Origin of the sequence: Halomonas sp. BMC6 (assembly GCF_964204995.1) — a bacterium.
In the GTDB taxonomy this organism is placed as follows: domain Bacteria; phylum Pseudomonadota; class Gammaproteobacteria; order Pseudomonadales; family Halomonadaceae; genus Vreelandella.
Map to the genome: position 1 here is coordinate 3,244,774 of NZ_CAXNSH010000001.1, position 18,622 is coordinate 3,263,395.

At 58.9% G+C, this 18,622-nt stretch carries 16 protein-coding genes; 3 read left to right on the forward strand and 13 right to left on the reverse strand.

Going from position 1 to position 18,622, the window contains the following annotated elements; all coding sequences use genetic code 11:
• Nucleotides 1-27: 27 nt before the first annotated feature.
• Nucleotides 28-1,977: a transglycosylase SLT domain-containing protein gene (locus tag AB6K10_RS15885; protein ID WP_339119260.1), complete on the forward strand. Its 1,950-nt coding sequence runs from the start codon at nucleotides 28-30 to the stop codon at nucleotides 1,975-1,977.
• A gap of 39 nt (nucleotides 1,978-2,016) precedes the next feature.
• On the opposite strand, the gene AB6K10_RS15890 is transcribed toward AB6K10_RS15885, so the two are convergent.
• A complete protein-coding gene (locus AB6K10_RS15890) occupies nucleotides 2,017-2,673 on the reverse strand; it encodes a LysE family translocator (RefSeq protein WP_339119261.1) in 657 nt (218 codons plus the stop codon).
• A gap of 133 nt (nucleotides 2,674-2,806) precedes the next feature.
• Here AB6K10_RS15890 and AB6K10_RS15895 point away from each other — a divergent pair, with 133 nt between their 5' ends.
• Nucleotides 2,807-3,010: a cold-shock protein gene (locus tag AB6K10_RS15895; protein WP_044630763.1), complete on the forward strand. Its 204-nt coding sequence runs from the start codon at nucleotides 2,807-2,809 to the stop codon at nucleotides 3,008-3,010.
• A 62-nt stretch (nucleotides 3,011-3,072) separates the two neighbouring features.
• On the opposite strand, the gene AB6K10_RS15900 is transcribed toward AB6K10_RS15895, so the two are convergent.
• The 4 genes from AB6K10_RS15900 to AB6K10_RS15915 form a co-directional block, all read right to left on the reverse strand.
• Nucleotides 3,073-3,879, reverse strand: a complete 807-nt coding sequence (locus AB6K10_RS15900) for a hypothetical protein (RefSeq protein WP_339119262.1) — start codon at nucleotides 3,877-3,879, stop codon at nucleotides 3,073-3,075.
• 30 nt (nucleotides 3,880-3,909) lie between these two features.
• On the reverse strand, nucleotides 3,910-4,869 hold the full coding sequence (gene yegS / locus AB6K10_RS15905) for a lipid kinase YegS (protein ID WP_253015945.1): 960 nt from the start codon (nucleotides 4,867-4,869) through the stop codon (nucleotides 3,910-3,912).
• A 40-nt stretch (nucleotides 4,870-4,909) separates the two neighbouring features.
• Nucleotides 4,910-7,540, reverse strand: coding sequence for an aminopeptidase N (gene pepN, locus AB6K10_RS15910; RefSeq protein WP_339119263.1), 2,631 nt, complete (start codon nucleotides 7,538-7,540; stop codon nucleotides 4,910-4,912).
• A gap of 78 nt (nucleotides 7,541-7,618) precedes the next feature.
• Complete coding sequence (locus AB6K10_RS15915; RefSeq protein ID WP_339119264.1) at nucleotides 7,619-8,104, reverse strand: YajQ family cyclic di-GMP-binding protein; 486 nt, start codon at nucleotides 8,102-8,104, stop codon at nucleotides 7,619-7,621.
• A gap of 210 nt (nucleotides 8,105-8,314) precedes the next feature.
• Between AB6K10_RS15915 and cobO the strand changes: the two genes are divergently transcribed.
• Nucleotides 8,315-8,914, forward strand: a complete 600-nt coding sequence (gene cobO / locus AB6K10_RS15920) for a cob(I)yrinic acid a,c-diamide adenosyltransferase (RefSeq protein ID WP_159342592.1) — start codon at nucleotides 8,315-8,317, stop codon at nucleotides 8,912-8,914.
• A 52-nt stretch (nucleotides 8,915-8,966) separates the two neighbouring features.
• On the opposite strand, the gene AB6K10_RS15925 is transcribed toward cobO, so the two are convergent.
• The 8 genes from AB6K10_RS15925 to mutL all read right to left on the reverse strand — a co-directional run bounded on the left by AB6K10_RS15925 (nucleotide 8,967) and on the right by mutL (nucleotide 18,573).
• Nucleotides 8,967-10,262 (reverse strand): adenylosuccinate synthase, encoded by a 1,296-nt coding sequence (locus tag AB6K10_RS15925; RefSeq protein ID WP_339119265.1) that lies wholly within the window; start codon nucleotides 10,260-10,262, stop codon nucleotides 8,967-8,969.
• Nucleotides 10,262-11,455, reverse strand: coding sequence for an ATP phosphoribosyltransferase regulatory subunit (locus AB6K10_RS15930; RefSeq protein ID WP_159342594.1), 1,194 nt, complete (start codon nucleotides 11,453-11,455; stop codon nucleotides 10,262-10,264). The genes AB6K10_RS15925 and AB6K10_RS15930 overlap by 1 nt, the downstream gene beginning before the upstream one ends.
• Before the next feature lie 186 nt (nucleotides 11,456-11,641).
• Nucleotides 11,642-12,526, reverse strand: coding sequence for a protease modulator HflC (gene hflC / locus AB6K10_RS15935; RefSeq protein ID WP_159342595.1), 885 nt, complete (start codon nucleotides 12,524-12,526; stop codon nucleotides 11,642-11,644).
• Entirely contained in the window at nucleotides 12,527-13,801 is a 1,275-nt protein-coding gene (hflK, locus tag AB6K10_RS15940) for an FtsH protease activity modulator HflK (RefSeq protein WP_159342596.1), read from the reverse strand.
• 136 nt (nucleotides 13,802-13,937) lie between these two features.
• Nucleotides 13,938-15,248, reverse strand: a complete 1,311-nt coding sequence (gene hflX / locus AB6K10_RS15945; protein ID WP_253015942.1) for a ribosome rescue GTPase HflX — start codon at nucleotides 15,246-15,248, stop codon at nucleotides 13,938-13,940.
• A 36-nt stretch (nucleotides 15,249-15,284) separates the two neighbouring features.
• Nucleotides 15,285-15,533: an RNA chaperone Hfq gene (gene hfq, locus AB6K10_RS15950; RefSeq protein WP_159342598.1), complete on the reverse strand. Its 249-nt coding sequence runs from the start codon at nucleotides 15,531-15,533 to the stop codon at nucleotides 15,285-15,287.
• 151 nt (nucleotides 15,534-15,684) lie between these two features.
• Nucleotides 15,685-16,623 (reverse strand): tRNA (adenosine(37)-N6)-dimethylallyltransferase MiaA, encoded by a 939-nt coding sequence (gene miaA / locus AB6K10_RS15955; protein WP_159342599.1) that lies wholly within the window; start codon nucleotides 16,621-16,623, stop codon nucleotides 15,685-15,687.
• 33 nt (nucleotides 16,624-16,656) lie between these two features.
• A complete protein-coding gene (gene mutL, locus AB6K10_RS15960) occupies nucleotides 16,657-18,573 on the reverse strand; it encodes a DNA mismatch repair endonuclease MutL (RefSeq protein WP_339119266.1) in 1,917 nt (638 codons plus the stop codon).
• Between the last annotated feature and the right edge of the window lie 49 nt (nucleotides 18,574-18,622).

Here is an 18,622-nt window from a genome sequence, read left to right on the forward strand (position 1 = left end):
CCCCAACAGCGAGCAAGAGGGAGTGCCATGCCGGCTACGCCATTTCGTTCTACCCTTCGCACTCTGTGCGCAGCGGTCATCATCGGCTTGCCCACCGGTGCCTGGGCGGCGTCCGATGAGGCCATGCGCGATGCGCTGAGCGCCGCTCGCCAGCAGCAGTGGCAACACATCGATGAGCGCGCCATCGAAGGGCACGTTCTTAGCGGCTACGTGGCGTATCACCGGTTACGTAACCAGTTGCCCAACGTGGCCGCCAGCCAAGTACTGCAATTCATCGATCAGTATGCGGACTCCCCCCTATCGGAGTGGATGCGCGGCCAGGCAATTGCCAATTATGGTCATGCGGGACGCTACGGCGATCTACTCACCGTCGCCGATGGGGAGCCCGCCGGAACCGCGCGCCAGTGTTACTACTACACCGCGCTACTCGACCGCGAGCCAGAGCGCTCACGCCAGGCGGGCTTGGCCCTGTGGCGGGTGGGCAGTTCGCAACCGGACGCCTGTGATCCACTGTTCGACCGTTTACGGGCCGATGGCACGATCGATGCGACGGCCATCTGGGAGCGTAAGATGCTGGCCTGGCAAGCGGGCGAAACACGGCTGAGCAACTATTTGGGTGGACTGCTTAGCAACCAGTGGCAAACGGCCCTCGACACGGTGGAGACGGTGAGCAACACTCCCAGCGCCATCACGAGCGCCCCCACCTGCCTAGGCCCAGAGTGCAGAGCCACGGCAGCGTTTTACCAGGCCGCCATGCAGCGCCTGACCCGGGACGACACGCCTGCCGCTTTCGCCGCCTGGCAACAGCTCTCGCCTCGCTTGAACCTGACGCCGTCAGAGCGCCAAGTCATCGATGAAGAGCTCGCGTTTTACGCCCTCGTGCGCGAGGTACCTGGCACGCTGGCGTGGGTGGATAGCGTCTTGCCCTCGCTCGACAGCGAGCGTGTGTTGGAGCTACGGGTGCGGCGCGCCCTGGCGGACCGTCAATGGACCGACGTCATGCACTGGATTGCTGAAATGCCCGAGAGCCAGCAAACGAGCAGCCGCTGGCAGTATTGGCTGGGCCGTGCCAACGAGCAGCTCGGCAATCGCGACGCAGCCGCGGCGCGTTATCAGCAAGCGGCCACTGATCGCAGTTTCTATGGCTTCGCCGCCGCCGATAAAATCGGTCAACCGTATCGGCTCAACCACGAGCGCCATCACTTCGATGACACTACCCGGGAGCAGACGGCACGGCTACCGGTCGTGCAGCGGACCGAGGCATTGCTGCGAATCGGTGAAGAGGGACTGGCCAATAGCGAGTGGCTCTATGCCGTTCAACAGGGCACGCCCCAGCAAGCCCGCGCCCTGGCCGACTACGCCGCCCATCAGCAGTGGTACGCCCGCTTGGTGCAAACCACCATTGCAGGCGAGATGTGGGACACACTGGAGTGGCGCTTCCCCCCCGCCTATCGGGAGAGCTTCATGCAGTGGGGCCAGCAGACCGGCGTGGACCCCTACCTACTCATGGCCATTACGCGTCGTGAAAGCGCTTATAACCCGGTGGCGCTATCGCCTGCCGGAGCACGTGGCTTGATGCAATTGATGCCTGGCACGGCCACACAGGTGAGCCGCCAATTAGGGCTGAACGACCCAGGCCCATACGGCGTGCTGGAACCAGAACTCAACATTCGCCTAGGAAGCACCTATTTGCGCGACAAGCTCAACCGCTACCGGGGCAACCGTCTCGCCGCCACGGCCGCTTATAACGCAGGCCCTGGCCGAGTCGACCAGTGGCTGGGCACCCACAGCATGGAGTCGTTCGACCTTTTCGTGGAGAGCATTCCGTTTCGCGAAACACGCGATTACGTCCAGGCGGTGCTGAGCTATCGCGTCATTTTTGAGAGCTTAGCCAATGGCGGCAGCAGCGAAGGAGTGTCGCTACTCAACGAAACTGAGCAGGCCGTGCGCTACGACCGGGCCCTCGTACAGCGCTAACCCTTACCTACCCGTTTTGCTACCCCCCACAACGCCCGGTTATACCGGGCGTTGTTCTAGGGCGAGTCGCACGCCAAAAACCACCAACACCGCGCCGGTGGCCGCATTCAAGGTTTGCGCAAAGCGTGCGCTGGCCAGCCATTTACTCGCCCCACCGACCATGAGCACGACGCTGATTTGCCAAATATTGGCAATCACGAAGTGCACGCCTGCCAACCAAAGCGACTTGATCAGCGCAGGGTCACTGGGCGCGATGAACTGTGGCAAAAACGCCATGTAGAACACCACGGTTTTGGGGTTCAGCACATTCGACAGCAGCCCCTCTTTGATCGGTTGCCAGAGCGGTACCGACACCGCCTCATTCATTACGCCCTTCACCGGAAGCGGCGTTCCTCGGCGGGCTGCCAATAGGCTCGTGACCCCTAGCCAAATCAAATACGCCGCCCCTGCCAACTTCAGCATGTTGAACGCCCAGGCCGACTGCAACAAAATGAAGGAGATACCCAATGCCGAGACGGTGGCATGAACGAACAAACCACAGCAAATGGCCACGCTCGTCGCAATACCGTCGCGAATGCCGCCCCGTGCGGTATTACGAATCACTAAAAGCGTATCGACGCCGGGACTTATCGAGAGCAGCGTGATCGCCACCAAGAAGGGAATGAACTGCGCGTCGATCAGGTTGAGTTCCATCATGAACTTGGCTCGCTGAGTGATAAAGAATCTTAACCACGTCACTGGACGTGCTGATTATTTGCTTCTAAAGTGGATTTGGCAGGTCGGCACTGAGTCGCCTGCTCAATCATTAAGCACGTTAAGGATATGAACGATGGCAACTGGCACTGTCAAGTGGTTCAACGACACCAAAGGTTACGGCTTCATCTCTCCCGATGACGGCGGTGACGATCTCTTTGCCCACTTCTCCGAAATTCAAGCTGAAGGTTTTAAGACCCTGCAAGATGGTCAGAAAGTCAGCTTCGAGGTGACTCAGGGTAAAAAAGGCCTTCAGGCTTCCAACATTCGCGTTGCGTAACTCGCACCGAATGGATAAAGGCCCGCCGATGCGGGCCTTTTTTATTGTTGAGATGTTAGTTCTTAAGACGATGTATCTCTCGTGCCGTCCGTAGGACTTTCGGCCTCTTGTTCGTCGCTATCGCCCTCGTCAGAACGCTCTTCCAGGCGCTGATCGTCGCCGAGATCGCGATGTTGTCGCTCGTCCGTTTCCAGCGTCGCGCCATTCAGGGGTTCCTCGTTCTCCAGTGCCTGGAACTGTTCCTCTAAACGCTGCTGGGCTTCTTCGAACTGACGCTCGGTATCTTCGATGAGTGCATCCACATCCCGAGCTTCCAATTCACCTTCTAGTGAGGAGCTCTCGGGCAGGTTACTATCGCGCTCCCAGCTTGGCTCGATTGGATCGCTCTCCATGGGGGTCAGCTCAGGAGACTGCTGTTCGATTTCTTGGAACTGCTGCTCCAACTGGCGCTGCGCCTCTTCGAAACGACGTTCGGTCTCAGCGATCACGTCGTCTACGTCTGAACGGGTCGTTTCACCGGGCATCGCGCTGGCTTCGTCCAGAGCTTCATCAGGATCGGCGGCGAGGGTCTCTTCGTCTGCCTGTAAAGCCTCCGATGTCGATGCATTGGCGTCGGACGGCGCGTCGTCTCCGTCATCGGCTTGTTCTGGTGCGTCAGACGCTGGTTGCGCTTCGCTTTCGTCGTCCACCTGCGTGGGGGAAGGCGTTACGCTATCGCCACTCTCATCAGGCTCGCTGGCCGATGGCTCGCTGGTCTGCTCGGCAGCGTTCTCCTCAGGCAGGACGTTAGCCTCCTCTTGGCTATCGCCACAGGCGCTCAATAAAAGCGCCAAACTGGCCAATAGCGGCATCCATACACGGTACGTCATCGAGTGATGCTCCTTAACGAGTCAAATTCATTAGTGGCGGTCGTGGGCGGAGAGCAGCGTGCAGTCTTCTGGCAGCAGCACTTTCAACGCCAGAGGAACGACTTCCGCGCTAAATCGCTCGTAGCGCTTGGCTTCACCATCCAGCGTCAGCGGCCAGGGTTCATCATCGGGCTGAGTCGTGACGGTCAGTTGGCTAGCGGTAAAGTAGCGCACATAGCGCCCTTCTGCCGGAAACTGCTGAAGCTCGCCGAGCAGCGCTGGTAGTTCCGTCACCGAGTGAAAATCCTTCACCAGCAGCACGTCCAACCGGCCATCATCGAGCTTGGCACGGGGGGCCAGGACCTGCCCACCCCCAGACTGCCGCCCGTTGCCCAGCGCCAGCAGCAACAGCGACGCTGCCTGCTCATGGTCGCTCCAGTGCAGCGTGCCGCGATAACTGCGATGTCGCCACGCCTTGAGCGCGCCCATCAACGAGTAGGCTCCGCCTCCCAACATGCGCTTCAACGTCTTGGGCGTGGACGACGTGATTTCCGCGCCGAAACCGCCGGTGGTCATGTTGACGTAATAGCACACCGACTGTTCACCACCAGCCTCTGCCGTCATGCGGATGACATCGATTGGCGCCGGTGATAACTCCAGGGCAGCCGTTAGCGCTTGATCCGGCTCCAAAGGCAGGCCCACCGATGTGGCAAAGTCATTAGCGCTGCCCAGCGGCACGACACCCAGGGCAGGACGATGGTCGTGGGGCAGGCGCATGAGGCCGTTGACCACTTCGTTGACTGTACCATCGCCACCGCAGGCGATGACGCGCGTTGCCCCCAAATCCGGGGCTTGCGCCGCAAACTCGGCGGCATCACCGCCCTCCCACGTCGCCCGCACGATAATGGGCGTCCCTGCTTTGCGCTGCGCCTCGACGGCGTCGCGTAGCGCCGGATTTCCGGCAGACTTACCGTTGATAATCAGTAAATAACACTGCTGTGAATCTGTCACCGGCGACGTCCCTCTCCATGGTTAATTCACTGGCTACACCTTATGCCAGCGCTTTTTCGACGACCTCGAACACATTGGACGATAGCGGCTCTCGTTTGATCCGTTCGAGTTCGGCCCGCATGAGCTGCTGGCGTGTTTCATCGAACCGTTGCCAACGGGTCAAGGGGGTAATCAACCGCGCCGCAATTTCAGGGTTGAGTCGGTTGAGTTCGATCACCGCATTCGCCAGTAGCGCATACCCTTTGCCATCCAGACGGTGGAAGTTGACCCGGTTTTGCGCAAAGGCGCCAATCAAAGCACGCACCTTGTTGGGGTTCTTCATAGAGAACGCGGGGTGTTGCATCAAGTACTCCACGCGCTCCAATACGTCGGGCTGCGGGCGCGATACCTGAATCGTGAACCACTGATCCATCACCAGCGGATCGTGGGCCCAGGTTTCCCCGAAAGCTTTCAAAGCAGGCGTCGACACGTCGTCACGATCACTGTGAACGAGCAGCGTCAGCGCGTGGCGCACATCGGTCATGTTGTGGTCAGCGGCAAACTGCGCTTCACACAGCGCCACGCTCTCTTCGTCTTCGATGGACATCAGATACGAGAGCGCCACGTTTTTGAGACTGCGCTGCGCAATTTGTTCAGGCGTCGGGGCGTAGGGGGCTTCACTACCGTTCGCTTTATAGACGGCAAGAAACTCATCGCGCAGCGCCAGCGCCAGGGATTGGCGCACGAACTCGCGGGCAGCGTGAATGGCATCTACGTCTACGATTGGCTGCTGTTCGGCGATATAGGCTTCCGAAGGCAGTGTCAGCATTTCGGCCAGTACCGCTTTATCGTCCATGGAAGAGGTCAAAAGCGTACGGAACGCGTCGACTACCCGGCCATCCATCACTTTTTCGACGCCGTTACGATGGGCCGCAATCAGATCATCCAATGCCAGCATCGCTAATCGCTGACCCGCATCCCAACGGTTAAAACCATCGCTATCGTGGGTCAACAGAAATGCCAAGTCTTCCCGAGAGTACGGGTAGTGCAGCTTCACCGGTGCGGAAAAATCGCGCAGTAGCGACGGCACGGGCGCCTCGGCCACTTCCGTGAAGATGAAGGTCTGCTCATCGTCGGTCAGGTGAATGACCGCGTCTTTCCCGATCTTATTGCCGTCGAGCGTGAGCGTTAAGTCCTGACCGGATTTGGTGCCCACCAAGCCCATGCGTACCGGAATGTGCAGCGGCTGTTTGTCCGACTGTCCGGGCGTGGCTGGCGTGCGCTGACGTAGCGTCAAATGGTACTCGGCATTGGCATAGTCGTACTCACCGTGGGCATCGATTTCCGGCGTGCCTGCCTGGGAGTACCAGCGCATGAACTGGCTTAAATCGATGTCCGATACCTCGGCCATGCAGCCCACGAAGTCTTCGATCGTCACGGCCTGCCCGTCAAAGCGCTCGAAATAGAGATCCGAGCCACGGCGGAAGGCCTCCCACCCCAGCAGATTGCGGAGCATGCGCACCACTTCTGCCCCTTTTTCATAGATGGTCAGGGTGTAGAAGTTGGTGATTTCGATGTAGTGATCCGGACGAATCGGATGTGCCGTAGGCCCTGCGTCTTCGGCAAACTGGGCGGTGCGGAAAAACGACACGTCTTGGATACGTTTGACGGGCGCTGAATTGGTATCTGCAGAGAAGCACTGATCGCGGAACACCGTGAAGCCCTCTTTTAGCGAGAGCTGGAACCAGTCGCGGCAGGTAACGCGATTCCCCGACCAATTGTGGAAATACTCGTGGGCAACGATCCCCTCGACGTTTTGAAACGCCGCATCGGTGGCAGTCTTGGGATGCGTTAGCACAGCGGCAGAGTTGAAGATATTTAACCCTTTGTTCTCCATCGCGCCCATGTTGAAATCATTTACCGCCACGATCATGAACAGGTCTAGATCGTACTCACGGCCATACGTCTCTTCATCCCAGCGCATGGCTCGCTTGAGTGAGGCCATGGCATGGTCGGTTTTGTCGAGATTCTCTTCTTCTACCCAGAGCTGCAGCGTCACATCGCGGCCACTCATGGTCGTGAAGTGGTCTTCGACTTTCTTCAAATCGCCTGCCACTAGCGCAAACAGGTAGCAGGGCTTGGGATGCGGATCTTCCCAGGTCACGAAGTGTCGACCGCCCTCTAGCTGGCCCTGCGCGATGGGGTTGCCGTTGGCAAGCAGTACCGGCTCTTTGTGTGCATCACCGATGACCGTGACCTTGAACGTGGCCATGACATCGGGGCGATCCGGGTAATAGGTGATGCGGCGAAAACCCTCCGCTTCACACTGGGTGCAGTACATGCCGTTCGACTGGTAAAGCCCTTCCAGGGCCGTATTGCTGCTGGGCGATATCGCAACGTCGCTTTCTAGCGTAAAGGTCGCCGGTACGTGGGCAATCGTTAGCGTTTCATCGGTGAGCTGGTAATCGGTGTCGCTCAATGCCTGCCCATCGATGGCAAGCGCGCGCAGCGATAGGTGCTCGCCATTGAGCTCCAGCGGTGCAGCGGCGTCGGCGCTTGGGTGGCGCTGCATGGTCAGGCGTGCTTTCACACGGGTCTCGGTGGGGTCAAGATCAAACGTCAGCTCGGTATGGGTCACGTGGTAGGCGGGCGGCTGGTAGTCGCTTAAATAAACCGGCTGCGGATCAGACATAGTGCGAAACTCCTGTAAGCTTTTCAGTAATCGAGTAGCGCAAACGCTGCGCTACTCAGTGAACATTTCTTATGATCGTCAATCGCGGAAGTTGTCGAACTGCAGCGGCAAGTCGGGCCCCTCTTCACCGCGCAGCAGCGCCATGACGCTCTGCAGGTCATCGCGCTTTTTGCCCGTTACGCGCACTTTCTCACCCTGAGTCTGAGCCTGCACCTTCAACTTGCTGGCTTTGATGCGCTTGACCACGTCTTTGGCTTCAGCTTGGTCGAGCCCCTGCTTCAACACCACCTCTTGACGCGCCTTGACGCCCGACAGCACAGCCTCTTTGACATCCATGCAACGCGCATCGATACCGCGAGCAATCAGGCGGTTACGCAATACGTCCAGCATTTGCTTGAGCTGAAAATCCACCTCGGCCTCGAGCTGTACTTTATCGCCTTCCAACGTGAAGCTGGCATCGACGCCTTTGAAGTCGAAGCGTGACTGCACTTCACGATTGGCTTGGTCCACCGCATTGGCGGCTTCGTGCTGGTCGAACTCTGACACAATATCAAATGAGGGCATGACAATGTTCCTGACAAGACATGACCCACCATTCTAGAGCAGCAAGCACCCAACCGGCCAATTCTCTTGGCAAAAGCTGCACATAAACTCTGCAAGGCCGCTGCAGAGCGCCTAAAAAGTTATACAAATACGTTTTAGGGCGATGTTAAATTGTGCATCTCTGGCGTAACCTGCTGACTTACCCCTGACGCCTTTCAACGAGGAGAGACAATGAGTGATCGCGATGCCCGCCATAAAGCGTCCATGGAAAAGCTCAAAGCAAGAGTGGACGAAAAAGTCGCCAACGCCACCGAACAGCGCGGTCTGCTGCTGATCAACACGGGGAACGGCAAAGGCAAAACCACCGCCGCGTGGGGCACTGTCACCCGCGCGCTGGGCTATGGATACAAAGTGGGCGTGGTGCAGTTCATCAAAGGGCTGTGGGAGTGTGGTGAGCGCAATCGGCTAGAAGACGATCCCCATTTGAGCGTCGCCATCATGGCAACCGGCTTTACCTGGGATACCCAAAACCGCGAAGCCGATACCGCAGCCTGCCAGGAGGTTTGGCAAGAGGCGCAACGAATGTTGGCAGATCCAGAAACCTATTTGGTGGTGCTAGACGAGATTACCTACATGCTGAAATTTGGCTATCTCGACATCGCCACCGTCAAACAGGCGTTGCTGGATCGACCTCGGGAACAAACAGTCATCATCACTGGACGCAATGCCCACCGCGAACTGGTCGCCATGGCAGACACGGTGACCGATATGCAGGAGGTCCGCCACGCCTTCAACAACGGGCTTCAAGCTCGACGCGGCATCGATTTCTAGCCACGAAAAAGGGCGGCCAAGCCGCCCTTTGGGTATCGCATGAAGGGATGACTTACCCTTCGAACGGGTTGCGCAGTACGATCGTTTCGACGCGGTCTGGGCCGGTCGAAATGATGTCGATGCTGGTACCCACCTGCTCTTCGAGGAAGCTGATGTACGCACGGGCATTGGCGGGCAGGTCTTCCACCTTCTTCGCCCCCAGCGTGGACTCTTTCCAGCCCGGCAGGTCGTGATAGAGAGGTTCTACGGCTTCGTAGCCTTCTGAATCCACCGGATTGTCCAGCACGTCGCCATCTTTGCTGCGGTAGCCAACGCAGACACGGATGTTTTCCAAACCGTCCAGCACGTCCAGTTTGGTCAGGCAGATACCGGAGACAGAGTTGATTTGTACCGCATGACGTAGTGCGACTGCATCGAACCAGCCACAGCGACGCGGACGCCCGGTGGTCGCGCCAAACTCGTGCCCACGCTCGGCCAAATGACGTCCGTGGTCGTCAAACAGCTCGGTGGGGAACGGGCCAGAGCCAACACGGGTGGTATAGGCTTTGGTAATACCCAGCACGTAGTCCAGGTAGAGCGGACCGACACCAGAACCAGTCGCCGTACCACCCGCGGTGGTATTCGAACTGGTCACATAGGGGTAGGTACCGTGATCGATATCCAGCAGCGAGCCTTGGGCACCTTCGAACAGAATGTTCTCGCCCGCTTTACGCAGATCGTGCACCATGCTCACCGTATCGCTGACCATGGGGCGCAGCTCTTCGGCCATCTGTATGGCGCTGTCCAGCACTTCCTGGAAATCGACCGCCTGCTCGCCGTGGTAATTCACCAGCACGAAGTTGTGGTAATCGAGCACTTCGCCCAGTTTGGACGCGAAACGCTCACGGTGGAGCATATCCCCCAACCGCAGACCACGACGTGCGACCTTGTCCTCGTACGCCGGGCCAATGCCGCGACCAGTGGTGCCGATCTTGGCCACGCCACGCGCCTTCTCACGGGCTTGGTCGAGACGCACGTGATAAGGCAAGATCAGCGGACACGCTGGCGAGAGACGCAGACGCTCACGTACGGGAACGCCCTTCGCTTCCAGCTCGCGGATCTCTTTGATCAGCGCTTCCGGTGACAGCACCACACCGTTACCAATCACGCAGGTTTTTCCCGGGCGCAATACACCCGAGGGGATCAGGTGAAGAACGGTTTTCTCACCGTCGATGACCAGCGTGTGACCCGCATTGTGACCGCCTTGGAAGCGCACGACGGCAGACGCGGATTCGGTGAGCAGGTCAACGATCTTGCCTTTGCCTTCATCGCCCCATTGGGTACCCAGGACTACGACATTCTTACCCATTATGCACTCGTCTCTTGTGTCAGGGCCGTTGTCTGCCAACGACCATCGATAAACTCAAGACGGCGGTCACAGCTGTGCTCCGCCGGCCCAGTACGCTGCCCAGGCAGCGCTTGAATTACGCGTTCACCCTGCTCACGCAGCGCCACAATGGCAGCGTTAAGCGACTCTTCTTCTTGGGCAGGCGCCCAAATTGCACCCCGGCTGGGTGACGCCAGCGCCAGCGATGCCAGTTGTTTCAGATCCATCGAGAAGCCGGTGGCTGGCCGCGCACGGCCAAACGCACGACCGGTATCATCATAGCGCCCGCCCTTGGCCAGCGCATGGCCGTAACCCGGCACGTAGGCCGCGAACATCATGCCCGTGTGATACTGATAACCACGCAGCTCCGCTAGATCAAAATAGAGCGAGACGTCGAAGCGTGCCAGGACGCCCTTATAAAGCGATTCGAGCTGATCTAGCGCAGCCGTGACAGGTGCAGGCGCCCCGGCAAAACGTTCGCGCGCTTCACTCAGCACGCTAGCATCACCGTGCAACTCGCCCAGTGCCATCAGCATATCCGCCAGCACGGGATCGCTGACACTGGCGTTTACCTGCTCGGCCAGCTGCCCCGGTGATTTAAGCGCCAGCGCTTCGAACAGCGCGCGCTCTTGCTCGGCGTTGAGAGCCGCCGCTTCCACGAGACTGCGGTAAATACCGATATGACCCAGCGCCAAGTGGATCTCGTTGGCACCTGCTGCGTGGAGACTGGCCAGCGCCAAATGGATGATTTCACTGTCAGCTTCGAGCCCAGCATGACCAAACAGCTCTACCCCAACCTGCACGGGGCTTCGGCCACCCTGATGCTGATCGGCTTTTGCACGCAGCACGTTGGTGCAGTAACACAGACGCACGGGGCCTTGGCGTTTGAGGGAGTGAGCGTCCATACGTGCGACTTGGGGCGTCACATCGGCAGATGCGCCCATCATGCGGCCCGTCAGTTGGTCGGTCAGCTTGAACGTTTGAAGGTCGAGGTCCGTGCCGGTACCTGTCAGCAAGGAGTCCAGAAACTCCACCGGCGGCGGCATTACCTGGTCGTAGCCCCAGCAATGGTAAAGATCGAGCAGCGCACGGCGCAGCTCTTCCATGCGGCTTGCCTGAGGCGGCAGCACCTCATCCATGCCGTCGGGCAATAGCCAGCGGTCAGCGATGGTCATGTGAACAATCCTGCGAGACGATGAAGGCCCTTTCTAACGACACACCCACCGCCTTACCGGGCGCTGTGTGGAACGTTCACGAAACGAGGGCCACAAAAAAACCGGGCGACGCCCGGTAGATAAAGTCTATCACGTTTATGCGCGAGGTGAACCCCGCCAAGCGCAGTGCTTGACGGGGTTGGCGCATTACTCGGCGCTGTCGGGAACGGCGCTGCGTAGATAGCGGAAGAAGTCGCTATCCGGCTCGAGCACCAGCAGGTTACCGTCGCCAGCGAAGCTTTCGCGGTAGGCGTTCAGGCTGCGCCAGAAGGCGAAGAACTCCTGATCCTGGCTATAAGCTTCCGAGAAGATCGCAGCCGCTTCGGCATCGCCTTCACCGCGCAGGGTTTCGGCACGCTCGTTCGCTTGGGCCAGCAGTACCTGACGGCGGCGATCGGCATTCGCCCGAATCCGCTCGGCCTCTTCCTGACCCTGAGCACGCCACTCACGGGCTTCACGCTCACGCTCTGAGCGCATACGCTCGAAGACTGCTGCCGATACGTCTTCGGGCAGGTCGATACGCTTGATACGAATATCGCGAATCGCCACGCCCAGCTCTTCACGCATCAGCTGGTCCAGCTCTTCGGTGGGTCCGGTCATTAGGTCATCACGGCGCTCGGCGATGATTTCCTGAAGGTTCAGACGACCGAATTCGTTACGCAGACTCTCATCCACTCGCGGCTGAATCAGGCGAATCGCCATCATTTCATCGCCAGCGGTGGCCTCATAGTAGCGAGTCGGGTTGACGACCTGCCACTTGACGTAAGAGTCGACGATGACCGCCTTTTGCTCAAGGGTCAAATAACGGCTGGTATCCGTATCCAGCGTCAGAAGGCGAACGTCGAATTTGCGAATGGTCTGCGCAATCGGAATTTTCGCATGCAGGCCGGGCTGAATATTCTCTTCGATGACCTCACCAAAGCGCAGTTTCACCGCGCGCTCGGTTTCATCCACGACATACAGACTGTTACTCGCCAGCCACGCCACGGCGGCCAAACCACCTACGATAAGCAGGGATCGATTATTAATCATTTAGCGGCCCTCCCTGCGAATGGGGTTATTGCTCGATGACGACGATGAGGAAGCGTTGCTTTGGCTACCGCGCAGCGACTCCAGCACGCGCGGGTCGATCGCATCGCTGTTGCTATCGCTACCGTCATCGCTCGTTGAGCGGCTGTCATTACCGCTGTTACCGCGCATCTGATCGAGCGGCAAATACATCAACGGCGCATTTTCACTCACGTCCAAAAGGACTTTTGGCGTTCCACCGAAGACTTCTTCGATGGCATCCAGGTACATACGCTCACGCATGATCTCAGGTGCGTTGCGATACTCGGTCAGTAGCGCGTTGAAGCGGTTGGCTTGACCCTGCGCTTCTGCCACGACCGACTCACGATACCCCTGACCCTGCTCGACGATACGCTGCGCCTGACCCTGTGCGGCCGGGATGATCGCGTTGGCATACGCCATACCTTCGTTGATCGTCCGCTGACGATCTTCGCGGGCACGAATAACGTCATCGAAAGCATCGATGACCGGCGCAGGCGCCGACGTGGATTCGATGTTGATGGTTTGTAGACGAATACCGGCGCCGTAGGCATCCAGATACGTTTGCAGACGGCTCGCGACGGAGCTACCGAGTATCTCACGACCAGAGGTCAAGATATCGATCATGTCCGTACCACCAACCACGTGACGCAGCGCCGAGTCCAGGGCGTTCTCGATGGAGAGCGCTGGATCACGAACGTTCAGCACGAAATCACGCGGATTGGCGACCTGGTACTGGGCAGAAATTTCCACTTCGACGATGTTTTCGTCACGCGTCAGCATGGACTGAGTCTGAGAAACAGAGCGTACGCGCGTCACGTTGACCATGCGCACGTCATCGATGAGCGGCGGATTCCACTGAAGGCCCGGCTCGACGATGCCCTGGTACTCGCCAAAACGCAGCACGACGCCACGCTCCGACTGGTCCACGAGGTAGAAGCCCGAGGCTCCCCAGATGGCCAGCGCCACGATGAGCAGAAGACCGGGCAGTGCAAAAGAGTTACGCGGCTTGCCGCCGCCACTCTTGCCGCTGCCACCGCCGCCGCTCTTCTTGCCGCTACCACCCAGCATGCCGTTGAGCTTGTCTTGGAACTTTTTCAGCGCCTCATCCAAGTCAGGTGGCCCCTGGTTGTTGCCACCATTATTGCCGCCGTTGTTTCCACCACCATTGTTCCCACCGCGATCACCGCCGTTACCACGTCGGCCGCCACCGCTCCAGGGGTCGTGCTGGTTGCCACCACCGGGCTCATTCCAGGCCATACTTCGTCTCCACTAAGGTGTTCACCTGCACTTTGCCTTGATACTGAATGCAAGGCCGGGTGCTTTTGATATTGTTGCTATATCAATCTTGTACCATACCTTTACAGCCAATGACTACGGGTAGGTACTCGATGGGCTACCATTCGTCAGATTCGCGTAATGCTTCTGGTAAATAGGTATTGGCACGCTCACCCAGCTGAGCCATCAGCTGATTGAAGTCGCGCCTTGGCAAGCGCACATCCAATACGGAGCGCCCCTGCTCGTCGAAGCTCTCTTCGCGCACGGCATTGAGCTCGTGCAGACCGGCACGCAGCTTTCCCTGCTCTGGGGAAAGAGTAAGCGAAAAACCAATCACGTCGTTGGCGAGTCGCTCGGTGAGGGCTTCATGGAGCAGTTCTAGCCCCTGGCCCTGCTGAGCAGACAGCCAAACCACGTCGGGAACACCGTGGCCGTCACGCTCGATACGCGGTGCGCTGTCCAGCTTGTCGATCTTGTTCATTACTTTGAGCACCGGCACGTTATCCGCCCCGATCTCTTTCAGCACGTTATCGACCTGCTCGACGTTGAGTTCGCGATCAGGGTCGGCAGCGTCGATCACATGCACGAGCAGCGTGGCTTCTGCCGCCTCTTGCAGCGTTGCCTGGAAAGCCTCGACCAGCTTGTGCGGCAAGTGACGAATGAAGCCGACGGTATCGGCCATGACGACCGGCCCTACGTCTTCGATTTCCAAACGTCGCAGCGTCGGGTCCAGGGTAGCAAAGAGCTGGTCCGCTGCATAAACTTCGGCACTGGTCAGCGCATTGAACAGGGTCGACTTGCCCGCGTTGGTATAGCCCACCAGCGATACGCTGTGGATTTCTGCACGGGCGCGGGCGCGCCGGTTCTGCTCCCGCTGGCTGCGCACTTTATCTAAGCGCTTATGAATCGACTTAATACGACCGCGTAGTAAACGACGGTCGGTTTCTAGCTGTGTTTCACCGGGACCGCGTAAGCCGATCCCGCCTTTTTGTCGCTCAAGGTGTGTCCAACCGCGAATGAGGCGCGTAGACATATACTCAAGCTGGGCAAGCTCTACTTGCAGCTTACCTTCGTGCGTTCGTGCCCGCTGCGCAAAAATATCGAGTATCAGACCCGTACGGTCCAATACGCGGCACTTGAGTTCTTGCTCAAGGTTGCGCTGCTGGGAGGGACTCAAACTGTGGTTGAAGATGACCAGTTCAGCGTGATGAGCTGCGAGCATTGCCCGCAGCTCCTCCAGCTTTCCTGACCCGATGAAGGTGCGGGAATCAGGGCGCTGTCGGCTGGCTGTGAGCAATGTCGCGGGCTCTGCGCCAGCAGAGCGCACGAGCTCCAAGAACTCACCCGGGTCTTCACGTGCCTGCTCATCATAGAAATCTACGTGAACAAGTACTGCCGTTTCACCGGCGTCTGGGCGTTCAAAAAACAATCAATACCTCATGGACTCTCTTGCTATCCAGCGGTGTTAGATTTCAGCATCGGGTGCTGAAGGGTCTTGTGCCGGCAAACGCACGTTGCGCGAAGGCACCACCGTGGAAATAGCGTGTTTATAAACCATCTGACTGACGGTATTGCGCAACAAGATGACAAACTGGTCAAACGATTCAATCTGGCCCTGCAGCTTAATGCCGTTTACCAGGAAAATAGAGACCGGAATGCGCTCCTTGCGCAAAATGTTCAGGTACGGGTCTTGAAGGGACTGCCCTTTGGACATGTTGCTCTCCCTAAAACTGTCGTTGGGGTTGGTTATCAAATGGCGTGCCCTACTGGTGCTACGCCGCAATCTTGTTGCCCGAAAGGCCTAGTGTGTCAAACGCGCTAGCCGGCCACTCGAAAACACTTGCTTACGAAATCACTATCTTACGCTAAGCACCGCTTTCACGCACGAATTTCAGAAGCTTATCCAGTGCGTCAGGCTGCTGCGAGTCGATCCATGTCAACGACGGCCAACTTCTCAGCCAGGTCAGCTGACGCTTGGCAAGCTGACGGGTGGCAATGACACCTCGCGACACGAGTTCGTCTCGATCATAAGCGCCGTTCAGATACTCCCATACTTGACGGTAGCCAACGCTCTTCATGGATGGCAAGTCAATATGTAGATCATCACGCTTTTTGAGGGCGGCGACCTCATCTATCAAGCCCTCTGCCAGCATGGATTCAAAACGCAGGGCAATGCGCTGGTGCAGCACCTTGCGATCCTGCGGTGCTAGCGCTACTGACAGCACCCGCCATGGAAAGGTTTCCGGCCGCTGCTCCGCCCACAGCTCACTCATGGGGCGACCGCTGGCGTAGAACACTTCCAGCGCACGCATCAGCCGCTGAGGGTCATTCGGATGGATACGCGCCGCAGAGGGCGGATCGACCTCTGCAAGGGTGCGATGCAGCCCAATCAAGCCCTCCTGCTGCCGCTGGTTCTCCAGATGCTCACGGATGGCGGCGTCCGCTGCAGGCAAATTGGCCACTCCTTCCACCAAGCGCTTGTAGTAAAGCATCGTGCCGCCCACCAGCAGCGGCACTTGCCCCGCCGCGCTGATTTGACGCATCTCCCGCAGGGCATCTTCGCGAAAGTCGGCCGCTGAGTAGGGGTCGGCGGGATCGCGAATATCGATCAAACGGTGGGGTGCCCGCGCCAGCTCGGCCGCACTGGGCTTGGCGCTGCCCACGTCCATGCCTTGATACACCATCGCGGAATCCACGCTGATCAGCTCATGGCCTAGCCGTTCGTGAAGCGCTATCGCGGCATCGGTTTTCCCAGCGGCCGTAGGCCCCATCAAAAATATCGCCCAGGGGCGTGTATCAGCCATCTGCTAGCCGCACTCCGTTGGTTGTCTTCATCGTCACTGGCCGCGCAGAAATAGACGGTCGAGCGCTTTCATGCTCATTTGCGTCCAGGTGGGACGGCCATGATTACACTGGTCGCTACGCTCGGTGCGCTCCATGTCTCGCAGCAGTGCATTCATCTCATCCAGCGTTAAGCGTCGATTGGCCCGCACGCTACCATGGCATGCCATGGTAGACAGCAGCTCATGAATGCGCGCCTCGACTTGATGCGTGCGGCCGTAGCGGGACAACTCTTCGAGCATTTCACGCACCAGCGCTTCGGGGTCGGCTTGGGCCAGCAGCGCAGGCAGCTGGCGAACCAGCAGCGTCTCGGGGCCCGCCACATCCAATTCGACCCCCAGCTGGGCAATGGCGTCACGCTCGCTCTCTGCCGTGGCGACTTCGCTACGACTGGCTGCCAGCGAGACGGGCACTAGCAAGGGTTGCGTATCGATCCCTTTTGCTGCCGCCAGCTGGTTTTTCATACGCTCATAAACGATCCGCTCATGGGCGGCGTGCATATCCACCAGCACGAGCCCCTGGGCATTCTGCGCCAAAATGTACACGCCATGGAGCTGGCCTAGCGCAAACCCCAGCGGCGGTGCTGACGTGGCGTCATGATCCGGCATGGCCAGGGGGGCTTCGCGTACTTCCGAGGCGACTGGACGTGAGCTTGGCGGGCTTGGTTGCGGCGTTAGCAGCGTCTCTTCGTGATCGGGATGCAGCGCCTGATACCCCTGCATGAAGCGGCGCACCCGCTCAGCGCCGGGATGTCGCTCGGGCGCTTCCGACAAGGCCATACCCTGCTGCTGCCAGCGGGAAGCCTCTGGCGCAGTTGCCACGCTGGAAACGGATTCGCCCTCGCCCGTCGGAGCAGCCTCCTCGTTGGGCTCGCCCTCCTCGGCAGGCCTGGAGGCCGCCAAGCAGTGGTGCAAACTGGAGTACAGGAAGTCATGCACCATGCGCCCATCGCGGAAGCGCACTTCATGTTTAGTGGGGTGAACGTTGACATCCACCACGTCTGGATCGAGCTCCAGATAAAGCACGAACACCGGATGGCGACCGTTGTAGAGCACGTCGCGATACGCCTGACGTACCGCATGCGCAACGAGGCGATCACGCACCACGCGGCCATTGACGAAGAAATACTGCTGGTCTGCTTGAGAGCGGGAGTGGGTCGGCAGCCCTACCCAGCCGCTCAGACGCAAGCCGCCTGCCTCACGTTCGATATAGCGGGCGTGTTCGATAAAATTCTTGCCCAACAGCGACGCAATTCGTCGCTCACGGGAGGCGGGCGAATTGCCCTGAGGCAGCTGATGCACCACCTTCTGGTTGTGCTTCAATACCCAGGCAATGTCATAACGCGACAGCGCCTGACGACGAAAAGCCTCTTCTACATGAGCAAATTCGGTCTTTTCGGTGCGTAAGAACTTACGCCGCGCGGGCGTATTGAAGAACAGGTCGCGCACCGAGACACTAGTGCCCCGTGGGTGCGGCGCGGGCGTTACCCGCGCTTCCATACCTCGCCCCTCGGCCACGACGCGCCATCCCTGACGGGGGTCTTCCTCCGCGTTGGACACCAGCTCCAAACGCGATACGGAGCTGATCGAGGCCAACGCTTCGCCGCGAAAGCCCAGCGAACTGACCCCCTCCAGGTCCTCGAGACTGCTGATCTTACTAGTGGCATGACGTGCCAGCGCCAACGGGAGATCCTCCTCGCCGATGCCAATACCGTCATCACGTACTTTGATCAGCCGAGCACCGCCCTGCTCGATCTCCACTTCGATACGCTGACTGCCCGCATCGATGGCGTTCTCGATCAGCTCTTTCGTGACTGACGAGGGGCGCTCGACCACCTCACCCGCCGCAATCTGGTTAGCTAGGCGGGGGTCGAGCACATGGATACGGCCAGACAGCGAGTTCAATTCAGTCAACCAACACCTCAGAAGCTCATCATCTAAGCGGTCTATTAAAAAACGCGCG

Coding starts and splice junctions, on each gene's coding strand:
- AB6K10_RS15885 (WP_339119260.1), top strand. CDS start 28: ATGCCGGCTACGCCATTTCGTTCTACCCTTCGCACTCTGTGCGCAGCG.
- AB6K10_RS15890 (WP_339119261.1), bottom strand. CDS start 2,673: ATGATGGAACTCAACCTGATCGACGCGCAGTTCATTCCCTTCTTGGTG.
- AB6K10_RS15895 (WP_044630763.1), top strand. CDS start 2,807: ATGGCAACTGGCACTGTCAAGTGGTTCAACGACACCAAAGGTTACGGC.
- AB6K10_RS15900 (WP_339119262.1), bottom strand. CDS start 3,879: ATGACGTACCGTGTATGGATGCCGCTATTGGCCAGTTTGGCGCTTTTA.
- pepN (WP_339119263.1), bottom strand. CDS start 7,540: ATGTCTGATCCGCAGCCGGTTTATTTAAGCGACTACCAGCCGCCCGCC.
- AB6K10_RS15915 (WP_339119264.1), bottom strand. CDS start 8,104: ATGCCCTCATTTGATATTGTGTCAGAGTTCGACCAGCACGAAGCCGCC.
- cobO (WP_159342592.1), top strand. CDS start 8,315: ATGAGTGATCGCGATGCCCGCCATAAAGCGTCCATGGAAAAGCTCAAA.
- AB6K10_RS15925 (WP_339119265.1), bottom strand. CDS start 10,262: ATGGGTAAGAATGTCGTAGTCCTGGGTACCCAATGGGGCGATGAAGGC.
- AB6K10_RS15930 (WP_159342594.1), bottom strand. CDS start 11,455: ATGACCATCGCTGACCGCTGGCTATTGCCCGACGGCATGGATGAGGTG.
- hflC (WP_159342595.1), bottom strand. CDS start 12,526: ATGATTAATAATCGATCCCTGCTTATCGTAGGTGGTTTGGCCGCCGTG.
- hflK (WP_159342596.1), bottom strand. CDS start 13,801: ATGGCCTGGAATGAGCCCGGTGGTGGCAACCAGCACGACCCCTGGAGC.
- hfq (WP_159342598.1), bottom strand. CDS start 15,533: ATGTCCAAAGGGCAGTCCCTTCAAGACCCGTACCTGAACATTTTGCGC.
- miaA (WP_159342599.1), bottom strand. CDS start 16,623: ATGGCTGATACACGCCCCTGGGCGATATTTTTGATGGGGCCTACGGCC.